Genomic DNA, 15,138 nt, shown 5'->3' with positions numbered 1-15,138 from the left:
CGGTCACGGGAAAGCGGTTGCACACACCGTAGGAAAGCGCTTTCCCTGGGTCAACGCCGACCGTCGGCCCCGACCCGTCACGGCCGGCATGAGGGCTGGTCGGGGCGGCTCAGACTGAGTCGGCGGTCGAGAAACTTTCACGCGCCGCCCGCCCGGCGACCGGCGCCGGGTCGCCGAGCTCCGGCGGCAGCGGCCGGGCGTGCACCACGTCCAGCCGGGACACCGCCCGGGTCAGCGCCACGTAGAGCCGGTTGAGTCCCCGCTCCTCCGCCTCGGCGATCGCGGCCGGCTCGGCCAGCACCACGTGGTCGTACTCCAGCCCCTTGACCAGCGAGACCGGGACCACGCTCAGCCGCTCGCCCACGTCCAGCCCGGCGTCCCACAGGGCGGCGGTCAGCGCCTCGGCGTCCGCGTCGGCGGCGACGACCCCGACCGACCCCTCGAACTCCAGCGCCTCCCGCGCCGCCGCCACCACGCCCCGCTCCAGCCCCGGAACCCGGGTCACGCGCAGCCGCCCGTCCGAGCGGTACGAGCGGGTCGCCGGCACGCCCGCGTCCAGGGCGGCCAGCAGCCGGTTCGCCAGCTCCACGACGACCGCCGGCACCCGGAAGCCCGTGGTCAGCTCCACCACCCGCGCCTCGGGCTTGCCCAGCGCCGCCATCAGCTCCGGCCACGTCCGGGCCGCCCACGGCGTCGTGCCCTGGGCGAGGTCTCCCAGCACGGTGAGCGAGCCGTGCTCGGCGCGCCGGGCCACGGCGCGGCACTGCATGGGCGACAGGTCCTGCGCCTCGTCCACGATGACGTGGCCGTAGCCGCGCGGGCGCTCCAGCAGGCCGGCGACCTCGTCGATCAGCACGAGGTCGGCCGCCGACCACTTCGCGCTCTTGTACGTGCGCGCCGGCCGCTCCCACACGACGGCCGCCCACTCGCCCGCGCTCAGCGGCCCGCCCTCGCCGCCGGCGGGCGTCCACCGGCCGGACAGCACCTCGTGCACCACCTGCTCGGCCCGGACCGCCGGCCAGACCCCGTCGAGCCACGCCGCGATCGCGCGGCCGGTGCGGCGCTCCCAGGCGGCGTTGGGGCTGTGGCCGCGCGCCTCGGCCTGGCGGCGCATCAGCGCCACCACCCGGGCCCGCACCCGCTCCCGCCCGGTCCCGTACGGCAGCGCGTCACGCCGCGTGTCGTCCACGACGCGGCGCAGTTCGTCCTCCTCCACCCGCCACCGGAACGACCCCTCGCTCACCACCACCGGCTCGGCCGGCTTCGAGATCCGCCCGTACAGGGCCCGGCGCAGCACCTCGGCCATCCGGGCGTCGTGCTTGACCGCCGCCGCCCGCGCGTCGTCCCGGGCCTGGACCGGCACCGTGGCGATGAGCCCGTCCGGCGTGGTCTGCTCCACGTCCACCTCGCCCAGCGCGGGCAGGACCGCCGCGATGTAGCCGAGGAAGGCGCGGTTGGGGCCGAGGACGAGGACGCCGCCGCGCTGGAGCCGCTGCCGGTAGGCGTACAGCAGGTACGCCGCGCGGTGCAGGCCCACGGCGGTCTTGCCGGTGCCGGGCGCCCCCTGCACGCCGATCGAGTCCTCCAGGCCGGTGCGGACCAGGTCGTCCTGCTCCGGCTGGATCGTGGCGACGATGTCGCGCATCGGACCCACGCGCGGCCGCTCGATCTCGGCCGCCAGCAGGCGGCTGCGGCGCTCCTCGCCGCGCCCCAGCCGCTCGTCCTCGTACGACGTCAGCGTGGTGTCCGACCAGCCGAACCGGCGGCGCACCGCCACGCCCTGCGGGTCCCGCGCGCCGGCCCGGTAGAAGGCCCGGGCGACAGGCGCCCGCCAGTCGATGACGACCGGCGGGCCGCCGTGCTCGCCGGGGATGTGCCGCCTGCCGATGTAGTACGTACGGCCGTCGTGCCCTTCCGCGTCCGCGGTGCCCTTTCCCGCCCCCGTGCCCTCTCCCGCCCCCGTGCCCTCTCCGGCCCCCGTGCCCTCGGCGGGCGCGGCGCCGTCCCGGCGCTCGAAGGTGAGGCGGCCGAAGAACGGCGGGCCGTCCGGCTCCTCGGTCAGCTCCTTGGCCAGGCTCTTGAGGTAGCGGCCGAGCCGCTCGGCGCTGTAGCGGTCACCGGCGACGGTCTCGCCGACGATCACGTTGTCGCGCGCGGCGTCGAGCATGCGGCGCAGCCCCGCCCGGCACGTCTCGACGTACCGCCGCTCCTGCTCCAGCCCGTCCACGCCGTCCTCCAGCTCGTCCATGTGCGCCCTCCGGAAAGTGTTAACCCGGTCAATATATTAACCAGGTTAACACTTTGCTAGAGTGAATCCATGACAGGACTGAGGCAGCAGCACCGGCAGCGCGTCCACGAGGCGATCTCGGAGGCCGCCATCTCGCTCTTCCTGGAGCGCGGCTTCGACGAGGTGCCGGTCACCGAGGTGGCGGCCGCGGCCCGGGTGTCGAAGCCGACGCTGTTCAAGTACTTCCCGACCAAGGAGGACCTCGTCCTGCACCGCATCGCCGACCACCAGGGCGAGGCCGCCCGCGTGGTGCGCGGCCGGGCGGCGGGCGAGACCCACCTCGAAGCGCTGCGCCGCCACTTCCTCGACGGGCTGGCCCGCCACGAGCCGGTCACCGGGCTCAACGACAACCCGGCGGTGGTGGCCTACTACCGTCTCGTCTTCTCCACGCCGAGCCTGGCGACGCGGGTGTTCCAGTACATGGCCGTGGACGAGAGCGCCCTGGCCGAGGCGCTCGCCGAGAGCACGGACCGGCTGACGGCCGAGCTGCTGGCCGCTCAGGCGATGGCCACGCAGCGCGTGCTCGCCCGGCGCTCCTGGGAGGCGCTGGCCGCCGGCCGCCCCATCGCCGAGGTCGAGCCGGAGGCGGTCCGCGCCGCCGAGCTGGCCTTCTCGCTGCTGGGGGCCGGGCACACCCCCGGCTGAGCGCCCCACCGCCGTCCTGGCACCGGCGGGTTCTTCCAGGGAGCGCCCTCCCGGACCGCGGTCTCGTGCAGGTGCAGCCAGCTCAGCCCGCCGGGCCGGCGCTCGAACACGGCCGTCGAGCGCCGGCCCGCGCCGCCCTGCCACTCCTCGTACGCGGCCACCACCAGAGCCCCGGAAGCGGCGACCACGGTGACGTGGCGGATCTCGATCCGGGCTCCGGGCACGCGCCCGTACCCGGCCTCGACCTCGGCCAGCACCTCCGCCCGTGACAGCAGCCGCCCGTCCGGGGCCGCGAGCGTGAAGGCCGCGGCATGGGCGCCGGCGAACCCGGCGAAGGCGTCGCGCGGCGCCGTCCCCGCCAGCCACCGCTCGATGAGCTGGTGATGCCGCACCCCCTCGGCCCGCACCCCCTCGGCCCCTATCGCTTCGGCCTTATCGGGCGGCCTCATCGGGCGGCCCGCAGCCGCGCGGCGAGCCACTCCCGCGGCGAGGTGACCCGCGTGCCCGGCCGCCCGGCCGTCCCGTCCGCGCCGTACAGGTCACGGCCGTGCGCGGCGATCCAGCGGTACGTGTCCGCCACCCCCGCCGCCGCCCCGGGCCCCAGCGCCGCCGCGAGCCCCGCCTCGAACACCGCCACGTCCTGCTCCTCGTAGCGCGCGCCGGCGGCGGCGGCCAGCTCGGCCCCCGTGACGGGCGGGCCGCCCACCTCCAGCACGGCCCCCACCGGGCCGTCGCCCGTGAGCGCGCCCAGGGTCGCGGCGGCCAGGTCGGCGTGGGCCAGCCAGGACACCGGCACGTCGCCGGGCAACGGCTGGCGGAGCACACCCCGCTCCACCAGCGGCCCCCACACTCCCGGCGCCGCCAGGTTCTCCAGGTACAGCGGCGGGCTCAGCACCACCGACGGCACCCCTGACCCGAGCGCCGCCGCGGCGGCCTTCCTCCGCGTGTCGAACGCCGCGACGCCCGTGGCCCGCGCCGGCAGCCGGTTGCCGGTGTTGAGCACCAGCCGCCGCACCCGCGCCGCCGCCGCGGCCCCGAGCACGTTCCGGACGTACGCCTCCACCAGCTCCGCCTCGAACACCAGCGGCACCGTCACCGACACGTGCGTCACCCCGTCGAACGCCTCCCGGACCCGCGCCACGTCTCCCAGGTCCGCCGCGAACGGCCGCACCCCGTCCGGCGCCGCCCCCGTGCGGGACAGCCCGCGCACCTCGTACCCCTCGGCGGCCAGGCGCCGCGCCACGGCGCCGCCCTGCGCGCCCCCCGCCCCGATGACCAGAATCCTCATGCCGCCCACCCTCCCTCCGCCCGGCCGGTACGCTCCATAAACGGAAATCCGGTGAACATTAAGGATCGTCCGTGGACGGTGATCTGCTGAGCGAGCTGCTGGGGCCGTTGCGGCTGCGCGGCGTCTTCCACAGCCGCTGGTCGGCGCGGGCCCCCTGGGGCGTGGCGGGGGAGCGGGAGAGCTGCGCCCTCATCCACTACGTGCAGGCGGGCGCGTGCACGGTCGAGCTGCCGGGCCGGGAGCCGGTGCGGCTGCGGGCGGGCGACCTCGCGGTGTTCCCGCACGGGGCGGCGCACCGGCTGGCCGACGCGACCGGCCGGGCCACCGTGCCGCTGGAGAGCGTCCTGCCCGCGCGGCCGCCCGGCAAGGCCCGCACCGTCCGCATCGACGGTCCCGGAGTTGAGACGGTCTTGCTGTGCGGCGGGCTGCACTACGACGCCGCGGCGGCCTCGCCGCTGTATCGGGCGCTGCCGCCCGTGCTCCTGCTCGACCGCGAGTCGCTGGCCGGGCAGCCGTTGCTGCGCGGCACCCTGGACGGGCTCGCGGGTGAGTGGGACCGGGCCGAGCCGGGGCAGGCGCTGGTGGCGTTGCGGGGCTTCGAGCTGGCCTTCGTGCTGGCGCTGCGGGCCGCGCTCGTGGACGGGCCGGCCGCCGCCGAGCCCGTCCTCGCGGCGTTGCGGCACCCGGCCGTCGGTGCGGCGCTGCTGGCCGTGCAGAGCCGGTTCGGGGAGCCGTGGACGGTGGAGACGCTGGCGGCGGAGGCGGGGATGTCGCGGTCGGCGTTCGCGGCCACGTTCCGGCGGCTGGTGGGCGAGGCGCCGATGCGGCACCTGACCGCGCGCCGGATGCAGGAGGCCGCGCGGCTGCTGGAGGAGACGTCGCTGCCGCACGACGCCATCGCGCGCCGCGTCGGGTACGGGTCGGTGGTGGGCTTCCACCTGGCGTTCCGGCAGTGGTACGGCACGACGCCGGGCGGCCACCGCCGGGGCCACTGCCCCGGACTCCGCGCCACGCCCTGAGCCCACGTCCTGAGCCCACGTCCTGAGCCCACGTCCTGAGCCGAGGCCGTCAGGCGAGGGAGCCGTCAGAAGAGGGGGCCGTCAGGAGAGGGGGCGCGGGGGAGGGAGGCGGAGGCGGTCGACCGCCTCTCGGCGGGTGCGTTCCGGGCGGCGGTCGTAGCGGGCCGTCGTGGCCGGCGAGGAGTGCCCGACCAGCGCCTGGGCCGTCGCCAGGTCCACGCCCGCGTCCAGCAGCTCGCCGATGAACGTGCGCCGGAAGTCGTGCGCCGTGCGCCGCGACGCCCCCGCCTGGCCGAGCCGCCGCGCGAGGATGTCGGCGATGCCCTGGCCCGTCAGACCCACCGGCCGTCCGTCACGTGTCCGGACGCGGCCCGCCTTGCTGATCGGGCTGAACAGCGCTCCGGGCCCGCCGCCCCGCACCGCGAGCCACCGCTCCAGCAGCCCGATGGCGTCGGCCGTCAGGTACACCAGGCGCTCCTTGTCCCGCTTGCCGCGCACCCGCAGCGAGCGCCCGCCCGGGTCGTAGTCGGCCAGCGACAGCCCGCCGATCTCGGCCCGGCGGCAGCCCGTCGAGTACAGCACCGCGATGAGCGCCGCGTCGCGCACACCGGCCGGCGAGTCGTCGCAGGCGGCCAGGGCCGCGCCCACCACCTCCGGAGGCACGTGCTGGCCGGTGGGCAGGCGGCTCTGCCGTACCGGGGCGAGGTCGGAGGCGCGCGCGTACTCCTCCGCGCTGCTCCGGCCCAGCCGCCACGACTCCTTCAGCACCCGGCGCAGCGCGACGAGATGCTTGTTGACGTACGCCGCCGACCAGCCCTGGTCGGTCAGCAGCGTCCGGATGCGCACCGTGTGCTCGTAGCGCAGCAGGTGCCAGGGCTGGCCGGCGCCGGTGGCGTTCTCGTCGCCGGTGAGCAGCCGGGCGAGCCGGTCGAGGCAGCCGCGCATCGTGCGACGGGACTCGGCGCTCGTGAGCGAGTCGAGGTAGACGTGGTACGGGTCGCGCGCCGGCTCGACGAGGTCGGGGACTTCGGCGTCGGGAACGAGGCCGGACACGGCGGGCAGGCTCACGCCGCCGATCCTAACCGCCGATCACGCCCCGGGCGGTGCGGCCTGCGGGCGGTCGGCGGTGAGGTGCCGGGCCTGGTCGAATCCCACCTGGGTGGCCCGCCGCAGGTAGTCGGCGATCAGCTCCAGCTCCGCGTCCGTGTAGGAGCGCAGCACCTCCCCGTACGCCCGGCCGGGCGTGTCCCATGCCTGCCCGATCCGCTCCCGCACGCCCGGCGCGAGCCTCACCAGCGAACGCCTGCGGTCCTCCGGATCGGTCTCCCGGACCGCCAGGCCCGCCTTCTCCAGCCGGTCCACCAGGCGGGACGCCGAGCCGGCCGTCAGCCCGGTGAGCCGGGCGATGTGACCGGTGCTGACCGGCCCGGCCTCCAGGTCCAGCAGGGCCACGCACTGCAGGTCGGTGGGGTGCAGGCCGAGCCGGTCGGCCATGGCCTGGTTGAACAGCGCGTATGCCGCGTAGTGACGCTGGCTCTCCGCGATGATCCGCTCCAGCAGCTCGTGCCGATTTGACATGACCTCTCCCACCACGAATTATGTGTGTCACGCAATATATGCGTCACGAATACATTTAAGAAGGAACCATGACCATTCTCGTCACCGGCGCCCGCGGCGCCGTCGCCCGCCACCTCACCGCGCTCCTGCGCGAGCGCGGCGCCGAGGTCCGTGAGGCCTCCAGCGCCCCCGCTCCCGGACTGCCCGGCCGCGTGGTGTGCGACCTGAACGACCCGTCCACGTTCGCGCCCGCACTCAAGGGCGTCACCTCCGTCTTCCTGTACGCCACCGCCGCCCACGCCGGCGCCTTCGCCCGGGAGGCGGCCGAGGCCGGGGTCGAGCACATCGTCCTGCTGTCCTCCGCCTCCGTGCTGAACCCGGAGGCGGAGACCAACCCCCTGGCCGCCTCGCACCTGAACGTGGAGCGCGCCCTGGTGGCCGGCCCGGTGCGGACGACGCTGCTGCGGCCCGGCTCGTTCTCCTCCAACGCGCTGGCCTGGTCCTGGGCCGTCAAGTCCGGTCAGCCGGTCAGCCTGCCGTACCCGGGGGCGCACAACGACCCCATCCACGAGGCCGACGTCGCCGCCGCGGCGCTCGCCGTGCTCACCTCGGACGGCGGGCACGGCGACGCGCACACGCTCACCGGCCCCCGCTCCGTCACGTTCGCCGAGCAGCTCGACATCCTGGCCGCCGTCACCGGGCGGCCCGTCGAGATCCGGCGGGTCAGCCGCGAGCAGTGGAAGGCCGAGATGGCCGAGTACCTCGACGCCGGCTTCGCCGACGCGCTGCTCGACTACTGGAGCTCCACCGACGGCACGCCCGTGGAGATCAACGACACGGTCGAGCGGCTGACCGGCCGCGCCGCCCGCGACTTCGAGACCTGGGCCCGCGAGCACGCCGCCGACTTCCTCCCGGCCGGCTGAGGGCGCCGTCCCGGTCTCAGCCGGCCGGGCGCAGCCCGGCGACCCCCTCCAGGAGGCGGTCCACGTCCGAGCGGTCGTTGTAGTGGACCAGCCCGGCCCGGACCGCGCTCCCCGCGTCCCGGACGCCGAGCGCGCCCGTCAGCTCCCAGGCGTAGTTGTGACCGTTCCACACGTTCACCCCGCGCCCGGCCAGGTGCTCGGCCACCTGGCGCGGCGTCAGCCCGGCCACCGTGAAGTACGCCGTCGCCGTCCGCCGCGCGGGCTTGCCGTACAGGGTGACGTGCGGCAGCGCCTCCAGCCCGGCCAGCAGCACCGCGAACAGCTCCAGCTCGTACGCCTCCGCGGCGGCCATCGAGGCGAGCAGCCGTTCGCGCCGCGAGCCCGTGCCGGGCACCATCGCGGCCAGGTGGTCCACGGCGGCCGTCACCCCCGCCAGGTCGGCGAACGCCGCCGTGCCCGTCTCGAACCGCTCCGGCACCGTGTCCGGCGACGGGGCCAGCTTGTCCGGCCGCAGCCGCTCCAGCAGTGACGGGTCGGCCACCACCGCGCCGACGTGCGGCCCGGACCACTTGTAGGCGCTGGTGGCGTAGAAGTCGGCGCCCAGCGCCCGCATGTCCACGGGGCCGTGCGCGGTGGCGTGCACGCCGTCCACGTACGTCAGCGCCCCCGCCGCGTGCGCCGCCGCGCAGATCGCGGCCACGTCCGGGCGGGTGCCCAGCACGTTGCTCGCCGCGCTCACCGCCACCAGCCGGGTCCGCTCGCCGACGAGGTCCCGGTACTGCTCCGCCGGCAGCTCGCCGGTCACCGGGTCCACCTCGGCCCAGCGGATCGTCGCGCCCGTCGCGGTCCACGGGCGGACGTTGGCGTCGTGGTCGAGCCGGGACAGCACGACCTCGTCCTCCGGGCCCCAGTCCTTGGCCAGGGTCGTGGCGATCCGGTAGGTGAGGGTCGTCATGTTCGGCCCGAGGATCACCCCCTCGGGCCGGCCGCCGACCAGGTCGGCCACCGCCGCGCGGCACGCGGCCACGATGGCGTCGGAGCGGTGGCTGGCGGGGAAGGCGCCGCCGACGTTGCCGATGCCGGAGCGGTAGGCGCCGGCGATGGTGTCGATGACGGCCTGCGGGGTCTGGGTGCCGGCGGCGCCGTCGAGGTAGGCGTGGCCGTCGGACAGGGCGGGGTAGGCGGCACGGATCTTCTCGTGCGGAAAGAGCATGCAGAGGTCATGCTCGCGGCCGTGACGCCTCAACCGCTCACCCGGGTGCGTAACGCCCATACCGGGGAAGAATGGGATAAGGCGACCGCCTGTCACCCGGGGCCGGGGCGGCCCCGGCACCGGCCCGCGCACCGAGCACGGTTGGGTAGCGTGGACGGTGGTGGCCTGCCTGTAGCGAGGAGAGTGTCGTGTCCCAAGCAGCAGAGGTTCTCGAACTGGACGACGGAGTCGCCGATTCTCCGGCGGTCAGCGCCGACTCCGTCAAGACCTATCTGACGGCGATCGGGCGGGTGCCGCTGCTGTCCGCGGAGCAGGAGATCGACCTGGCCAAGCGCATCGAGGCCGGCCTGTTCGCCCGCGAGCGCCTCGACAGCGAGCGCGACCTGCCCGCCGACCTCCGCGCCGACCTCGAACTGATCGCCGCCGACGGCGGCCGCGCCAAGCAGCGCATGCTGGAGGCCAACCTGCGGCTGGTCGTCTCCATCGCCAAGCGCTACACCGGCCGCGGCATGCTCTTCCTCGACCTCATCCAGGAGGGCAACCTCGGGCTGATCCGCACGATCGAGAAGTTCGACTACCAGCTCGGCTACAAGTTCTCCACCTACGCCACCTGGTGGATCAAGCAGGCCATCACCCGCGCCATGGCCGACCAGGCCCGCACGATCCGCATCCCGGTCCACATGGTCGAGCTGATCAACAAGGTGGCCCGGGCGCAGCGACGCCTCCAGTCCGACCTCGGCCGCGAGCCCACGCCCGAGGAGATCGCGGCCGAGACCGAGCTGGCCGCCGAACGGGTGGCCGAGGTCCAGGCGTACGGCCGCGAGCCCATCTCCCTGCACACGCCGCTCGGCGAGGCGGGGGAGAGCGAGTTCGGCGACCTCATCGAGGACACCGAGGCGGTCTCGCCGGCCGACGCCGTGTCGTTCACGCTGCTGCAGCAGCAGCTCCGCGACCTGCTCGACGAGCTGAGCGAGCGGGAGGCGGGCGTCATCTCGATGCGGTACGGCCTGGTCGACGGCAAGCCCATGACGCTGGACGAGATCGGCCGCGTCTACGGCGTCACCCGGGAGCGGATCCGCCAGATCGAGGCCAAGACGATGTCCAAGCTCCGCCACCCGTCGCGGGCCCGCGCCCTGCGCGACTACCTCAGCTGACCGCTCCCGCCGCCCCCGGGCCTCCGCCGGCGTGAGGCCCGGGGCCTCACGCTGTGTGCCCCCGTGCCCAATGCGGAACGAACTCTTCCGCATCGCTCTCTAACGTGGTCCGAGACCACTGAGGAGGGGCACCATGATCGAGTTTTCCTGGCCCGAGGTCAGCGCGCGCCGGCTGGAGCGGCAGGGGCTGGCCGAGCCGGCGGCGGGCGGCACACCCCGCGGGGTCGTGGGCGCCATGTGCGGTGCGCACGCCCAGGTCATGTCGGCCGCGGAGCTGTCGGTCGGTCTTCGGCTCGGCGGTGCGACCCGCTCGGCGGTGCGCGATGCCCTGTGGGGGACGCGCGAGCTGGTCAAGACCCACGGCCCGCGCGGAACCGTCCATCTGCTCCCGGCCGCCGACCTGCCGCTGTGGGTCAGCGCGTTGTCGGAGCTGCCGCCGGTGCTGCCGTCCCACTCCGAGCACGTACGGATGACGGACCGGCAGACCGAGGAGGTGGTGGAGGCGATCCGCGTCGCCGTGGACGGGCGCGCGCTGACGATCGACGAGCTGGGGGACGCGGTCGTCGCCGCCACGGGGCCGTGGGCGGGCGACCTGGTGATGCCCGCGTTCCAGACGATGTGGCCGCGCTGGCGGCAGGCGCTGGCGGCGGCGGCGCACCGGGGGGCGTTCGTGTACGGCCCGCCCCGCGGCCGCAAGGTCACCTACACCGGCCTGCCCGGGGGAATCACATGTCGCACCCCTGGCCCGTCCGGCGACGGCGTGGCGCGCTCCGGCGCCGTCGAGCTGCTCAGGCGCTACCTCACGGCCTACGGTCCGGCCACGCCCCAGGAGTTCGCCCTGTGGCTGGGGGCGCCGCGGTCGTCGGCGGTGCGGCTGTTCGGCGCGGCGGAGCTGGAGGAGGTGCGGCTGGAGGGCCGCCCGGCCTGGGTCCTGCCGGGCGACACGGAGGTCCCCGGCGGCCCGCCGCGGGGCGTGCGGCTCCTGCCGTACTTCGACGCCTACGTCGTGGCCGGCAGGCCGCGTGAGCTGCTCTTCCCGCGCGCGGCGGCGGAGCGGGCGCTGACGGGCGGCCAGGCCGGCAACTTCCCCGTGCTGCTGGTGGACGGCGAGGTGGCGGGCGTGTGGCACCAGCGGCGCTCGGGCCGGCGCCTCCACGTGACGGTCGAGCCGCTGCGCCCGCTCACCGCGGCCCGGTCACGCGAGCTGGACGACCAGGTCGCCCGGGTGGGCGAGATCCTGGAGGCGCGCCCGGAGCTGACCATCGGCCCCGTCACCACCGGCGCCCACGCCTGACGGACAGGCAGCCGCTACCCGGACGCCACGACCTCGCCGGCCGTGACGTGAGGAGGGTTCGGAAGCAGGGACGCGAGGTCGTCCCGGACGAACTGCTCAGCCCTTCTGGTGGATTCCTCGGCCCCGGCCTGGTCCTCGTAGACGCTGGTGGACAGCATCACCCCGTCCCCGGCGTCGACCCAGTAGTAGGCCACGAACCCGGGGACCTGACGGATGATCGGCACGAACCCCTCACTCACCCGGCGTCCCGCCTCTGCGGGATCGGTCACCCCTTCGTATCGCCGTACGGTTGCGTACATGGCCGACCGCCTCCCCAGGCTCAAGATCTCTCTGAGGGACGACATACCCGTGCCATGTGTCTTCGGAAGCCAAGGGTCCGTAAACGAACAAGACACGTGCCGGCCGGGGCGCCGGAGAGAGGGGCGCTCAGTTCAGCCAGTCGTCCACCCCTGCCCTGAGCCGGGCCTTGACCGCCTCCGGGGCGAACGACGCGTCGATCGAGGCCCGGGCGAACCCGGCCAGCTCCGCATCCCCGTACCCGAACACCTCCCGCAGCCGCCCGTACTCCTCCGCCAGCGCCGTCTCCCCGTCGGTGTTGACCGTGACGGCCAGGCCGGCGTCACGCAGGCGCGGCAGGGGGTGCTCGGCCAGCGACGGAACGAGCCCGAGCAGCACGTTGGACGTGGGGCAGACCTCCAGCGGCACCCGCCGCTGCCGCAGCTCGGCCACCAGCTCCTCGTCGTCGAGGACGCGGATCCCGTGGCCGAGCCGCTCGGCGTGCCCGAGCGTCAGCGCCTCCCGGACGCTCTCCGGCCCGGCCGTCTCGCCCGCGTGGTGCACCATCCGCAGCCCGGCGTCCCTGGCCTCGGCCAGCACGTCCGCGAACGGCGCCAGCGGGTGGCTCTCGTCGCCCGCCAGCCCGACGCCGATCACCCCGTCGTGGCGCCGGGCCAGCTCCACCGTCCGCCGCAGCCGCTCCACGGGCCGCCGCCGGGAGTGGTCCAGCAGTACCCGGCATTCGATCCCGTACCGCGCCGACCCCTCGGCGAGCCCGTCGAGCACGGCCTCCAGCGGCATCTCCAGCGCCCCGACCCGCTCGCCGTGCGAGGCGGCCGTGAACGTCACCTCCGCGTAGCCGGTGCCCTGCGCCGCCTCGTCCTCGCAGAACTCCAGCGCCACCCGCCGGAAGTGCTCCGCGCTGACCAGCAGCCCGCGCACCCGGGCCCGCTGGTCGGCGAACTCGCGGAAGCTCCGGAACGGCCCCTCCGGCTCGGGCGGCCCGCCCAGCTCCCGCACGGTCTCGGGGCGCACGGTGCTCTCCAGGTGGACGTGCAGGTGCGCCTTCGGCAGCCGGGCGACGTCCCTCGGCTCCGGGCCGCCGGTCCCGGCGTGTCGTACGGCGCTCGTCAGATGCTCTCTCACGTGCGTGAACTCTACGAAAGCCGCATCACGCGGCGCCATCTCTTTTTGCCGGGGCGAGGCGGCGGCTCGCAGCCGAGCCGGGGCGCCCGCGTTGACAAATAAATTTTTCGGTGCCATCGTTCAGGCATGCACGATGTGGCGGTGATCGAAGACCCCGCGGCGGCGGAAGCGTCGCTCGACCCCATGCGGTCCAGGCTCCTGGCGGAGCTGGTCGAGCCCAACTCGGCCACCACGCTGGCGGCCCGGGTCGGCCTGGCCAGGCAGAAGGTCAACTACCATCTGCGGACCCTGGAGAAGCACGGGCTCGTCGAGCTCGTCGAGGAGCGCCGGAAAGGCAACGTCACCGAGCGCGTGATGCGCGCCACGGCGGCCTCCTTCGTCATCTCGCCGGTGGCGCTGGCCGCCGTGCAGCCCGATCCGGGCAGGTCGCCGGACCGGCTGTCGGCGGGCTGGCTGCTCGCGGTGGCCGCCAGGCTCGTCCGTGACCTCGGGGAGCTCGTCACCGGCGCGGTCAAGGCCCGCAAACGGGTGGCGACGTTCGGCATCGACGGCGAGGTGCGGTTCGCCTCGGCGGCCGACCGGGCGGCGTTCGCCGAGGAGCTGACCTCGTTCGTGACGGCCCTCGTCGGCCGCTACCACGACGAGGGCGCCGAGGGCGGGCGCCCGCACAGGCTCGTCGTCGCCGTCCACCCCTCCGTCGGCTCCGCGAGGTCCGCCCCGTCCGCTCAGGGCGGCGCCCCGGCCGGGATGGAGGGCTGACGTGGGACACCGGTTCGAGCTGCCGCAGGAGGCCACGGTCGGCGTGACCCCCGAGGAGGTGTGGGACGCCATCGCCACCGGCCCCGGCATCGACTCGTGGTACATGGGCCGCACCGAGGTGACCGAGGGTGCTGTGCGCACCGACTTCGGGGGGTTCCTCCCCGACTCCGCCGTCACGGTCTCCGACCCGCCCCACCGGTTCGCGCACGCCAGCGCCACGGAGGACGACGGGCGCTTCGTCGCGTACGAGTTCCTCATCGAGGGCCGCGAGCGGGGCAGCACGGTCGTCCGCATGGTCACGAGCGGCTTCCTGCCCGGCGACGACTGGGAGAGCGAGTACGAGGCGATGCGCAGCGGCCTGGCGATGTTCTTCGCCACGCTCGTCGAGTACCTCGGCCACTTCCACGGCCGCACGGCCACGCCCGTCAGCGCGTTCGGGCCGCCCGTGCGCGACTGGCCGGACGCCTGGAGCGCCCTGTACACCGAGCTGGGCCTGCGCCCCGGCGGCGACGTGGTGGGCGAGCGGGTGGCGTTCACGCCGGACGGGCTGCCGCCCGTCGAGGGCGTCGTCTACTTCGCCAACGCCCAGACCCTCGGCGTCCGCGCGCCGGGCGCGCTCTACCGCTTCATCCAGGGGATGCCCGGCTTCATGATCGCCTCCCACCATCTCTTCACCGACGTCACCCCCCAAGGGCCCGCCTGGCAGGCGTGGCTCGACCGGATCTTCTCGGAGCGAACCTCACCATGACCACCAAGACCACCACCATGACGACCGTCACCACGGGCAGGGCCGTCTCCGCGGACGGCACCGCCATCGCCTACGACCGCACCGGCGAAGGGCCGCCCGTCGTGCTGGTCGGCGGCGCGATGAGCTGGCGCTCGTTCCCGACGCTCGCCGAGCTCGCGCGGCTGCTGTCCGGGCGGTTCACCGTGTACGGCTACGACCGCCGCGGACGCGGCGACAGCGGCGACACCGCCCCCTACGCGGTGGAGCGCGAGGTCGAGGACCTCGCCGCCGTGATCGAGGCAGCCGGGGGATCGGCCCGCGTCTGGGGGCTGTCCTCCGGCGCCGCCCTGGCCCTGCGGGCCGCCGCCGAGGGGCTGCCCATCGAGCGGCTGGCCCTGTACGAGCCGCCGTTCCTGCTGGGGGAGGGCATTCACCGGCCGCCGGCGGACCACCATGAGCGCCTGGCGGAGCTGGCCGCCTCCGGCCGCCGCGGTGAGGCGATCTCGTACTTCATGACCGCGGTGATGGGGGCGCCCGCGTTCGTGCCGCTGGTCATGCGGCTCATGCCCGTCTGGAAGCGGCTCAAGGCCGTGGCGCACACCCTGCCGTACGACGCCGCGATCATGGGCGACTATGCGCTGCCCGACCTGTCCGAGGTGACGGTGCCGACGCTGGTCGTCGGCGGCGAGAAGAGCCCCGAGTCGCTGCGCCGGGCCGTCACGGCGGTGGCGGAGGCGGTGCCGGGAGCGCGCGGGCACATGCTGGCCGGGCAGAACCACAACGTGTCGATGAAGGCCCTGGCCCCGGTGCTGGCGGACTTCTTCTCCTGACCGGTTCTCTCCCGGTGGGG

14 protein-coding genes and 1 pseudogene are annotated in these 15,138 nt (G+C 74.9%); 8 read left to right on the top strand and 7 right to left on the bottom strand.

Translation table 11 applies throughout. The annotated features are described in order from the left end of the window. Positions 1 to 109: 109 nt before the first annotated feature. A complete protein-coding gene (locus tag MTP10_RS15110) occupies positions 110 to 2,248 on the bottom strand; it encodes an ATP-binding domain-containing protein (RefSeq protein ID WP_310709797.1) in 2,139 nt (712 codons plus the stop codon). 69 nt (positions 2,249 to 2,317) lie between these two features. On the opposite strand from MTP10_RS15110, the gene MTP10_RS15105 reads away from it, so the two are divergent. Next, complete coding sequence (locus MTP10_RS15105; protein ID WP_310709796.1) at positions 2,318 to 2,932, top strand: TetR family transcriptional regulator; 615 nt, start codon at positions 2,318 to 2,320, stop codon at positions 2,930 to 2,932. Between the two features lie 445 nt (positions 2,933 to 3,377). Here the strand turns inward: MTP10_RS15105 and MTP10_RS15095 are convergent, their stop codons facing one another. Continuing rightward, entirely contained in the window at positions 3,378 to 4,220 is an 843-nt protein-coding gene (locus MTP10_RS15095) for an NmrA family NAD(P)-binding protein (protein ID WP_310709795.1), read from the bottom strand. A gap of 71 nt (positions 4,221 to 4,291) precedes the next feature. On the opposite strand from MTP10_RS15095, the gene MTP10_RS15090 reads away from it, so the two are divergent. Further along, positions 4,292 to 5,239, top strand: coding sequence for an AraC family transcriptional regulator (locus MTP10_RS15090; protein WP_310709794.1), 948 nt, complete (start codon positions 4,292 to 4,294; stop codon positions 5,237 to 5,239). An 81-nt stretch (positions 5,240 to 5,320) separates the two neighbouring features. Here MTP10_RS15090 and MTP10_RS15085 read toward each other — a convergent pair whose 3' ends face one another. Beyond that, positions 5,321 to 6,307: a tyrosine-type recombinase/integrase gene (locus tag MTP10_RS15085; RefSeq protein WP_310709793.1), complete on the bottom strand. Its 987-nt coding sequence runs from the start codon at positions 6,305 to 6,307 to the stop codon at positions 5,321 to 5,323. A 21-nt stretch (positions 6,308 to 6,328) separates the two neighbouring features. Beyond that, a complete protein-coding gene (locus MTP10_RS15080; RefSeq protein ID WP_310709792.1) occupies positions 6,329 to 6,817 on the bottom strand; it encodes a MarR family transcriptional regulator in 489 nt (162 codons plus the stop codon). Between the two features lie 68 nt (positions 6,818 to 6,885). Between MTP10_RS15080 and MTP10_RS15075 the strand changes: the two genes are divergently transcribed. Beyond that, a complete protein-coding gene (locus MTP10_RS15075; RefSeq protein WP_310709791.1) occupies positions 6,886 to 7,719 on the top strand; it encodes an NAD(P)H-binding protein in 834 nt (277 codons plus the stop codon). A gap of 16 nt (positions 7,720 to 7,735) precedes the next feature. Here MTP10_RS15075 and MTP10_RS15070 read toward each other — a convergent pair whose 3' ends face one another. Further along, entirely contained in the window at positions 7,736 to 8,932 is a 1,197-nt protein-coding gene (locus MTP10_RS15070; protein ID WP_310709790.1) for a cysteine desulfurase-like protein, read from the bottom strand. A 203-nt stretch (positions 8,933 to 9,135) separates the two neighbouring features. On the opposite strand from MTP10_RS15070, the pseudogene MTP10_RS15065 reads away from it, so the two are divergent. Next, positions 9,136 to 10,086, top strand: a pseudogene (locus tag MTP10_RS15065) (RNA polymerase sigma factor); the annotation flags it as partial. 133 nt (positions 10,087 to 10,219) lie between these two features. After that, complete coding sequence (locus MTP10_RS15060; protein WP_310709789.1) at positions 10,220 to 11,380, top strand: winged helix DNA-binding domain-containing protein; 1,161 nt, start codon at positions 10,220 to 10,222, stop codon at positions 11,378 to 11,380. Positions 11,381 to 11,394: 14 nt separating this feature from the next. Here the strand turns inward: MTP10_RS15060 and MTP10_RS15055 are convergent, their stop codons facing one another. Together MTP10_RS15055 and add are read right to left on the bottom strand one after the other, a co-directional pair. Further along, positions 11,395 to 11,604, bottom strand: a complete 210-nt coding sequence (locus tag MTP10_RS15055; RefSeq protein WP_310709788.1) for a hypothetical protein — start codon at positions 11,602 to 11,604, stop codon at positions 11,395 to 11,397. A gap of 202 nt (positions 11,605 to 11,806) precedes the next feature. After that, the gene (gene add, locus MTP10_RS15050) at positions 11,807 to 12,802 is read right to left on the bottom strand and encodes an adenosine deaminase (protein ID WP_310709787.1); all 996 of its coding nucleotides are present in this window, start codon (positions 12,800 to 12,802) and stop codon (positions 11,807 to 11,809) included. A gap of 126 nt (positions 12,803 to 12,928) precedes the next feature. Between add and MTP10_RS15045 the strand changes: the two genes are divergently transcribed. Genes MTP10_RS15045 through MTP10_RS15035 form a run of 3 tightly spaced genes read left to right on the top strand, consistent with a single transcriptional unit; the run spans position 12,929 to position 15,118 of the window. Further along, positions 12,929 to 13,561, top strand: a complete 633-nt coding sequence (locus tag MTP10_RS15045; protein WP_310709786.1) for a helix-turn-helix domain-containing protein — start codon at positions 12,929 to 12,931, stop codon at positions 13,559 to 13,561. A 1-nt stretch (position 13,562) separates the two neighbouring features. Further along, the gene (locus MTP10_RS15040) at positions 13,563 to 14,309 is read left to right on the top strand and encodes an SRPBCC domain-containing protein (protein ID WP_310709785.1); all 747 of its coding nucleotides are present in this window, start codon (positions 13,563 to 13,565) and stop codon (positions 14,307 to 14,309) included. Continuing rightward, entirely contained in the window at positions 14,306 to 15,118 is an 813-nt protein-coding gene (locus MTP10_RS15035; protein ID WP_310709784.1) for an alpha/beta hydrolase, read from the top strand. The genes MTP10_RS15040 and MTP10_RS15035 overlap by 4 nt, the downstream gene beginning before the upstream one ends. Positions 15,119 to 15,138: the final 20 nt, after the last annotated feature.

This window comes from Nonomuraea sp. 3-1Str (genome assembly GCF_031570565.1).
Taxonomy (GTDB): domain Bacteria; phylum Actinomycetota; class Actinomycetes; order Streptosporangiales; family Streptosporangiaceae; genus Nonomuraea.
This window is presented reverse-complemented; position numbering and strand designations above follow the sequence as displayed.